Annotated in this window: 1 pseudogene; it reads left to right on the top strand. The window is 57.5% G+C overall.

Annotated elements, in window-relative coordinates:
* Positions 1–239 precede the first annotated feature (239 nt).
* A pseudogene (locus AC5ZGW_RS47365) lies at positions 240–400 on the top strand (IS630 family transposase); the annotation flags it as partial.

The following is a 400-nucleotide window of genomic DNA, read 5'->3' as shown; positions in this document are numbered from 1 at the left end:
CCGCCTGATGGCACGACAGGCCACCCTTGCAAACGGCGTCAACCACGCGCTCACGCAGGTCAGTCGAATACGCTCGCCCCATCCATGCTGGCCTCCTTCCCAGCCAGCATGTTGAATCAGAACCGAGCTGATTTGGGAATGCTCAATCGATTCAAGCTAATCCCACCCCGCTCTAGTCATCTGGAACGCAAGTTCGTCACATTATATGATGGCTCGAATCTCTGTAGAGGAGAGCGCTTGTGGCGAATGCAGGTGTTAGAGGCCGGCCAATCGAGCCGTTGGTGCTGAGTCCGCAAGAGCGAGCATATTTGGAGAGGCAGGTTCGTCGTTATCGTGTGGCCCGGTCGCTATCTGAGCGGTGCCGCGCGATCCTACGGTGCGCAGATGGCTTGCCAAGCAA

It is taken from the genome of Bradyrhizobium sp. Crot121 (assembly GCF_059512385.1).
Note: the sequence above shows the minus strand (reverse complement) of the source record. Positions and strands in the feature narration are given on the sequence as shown.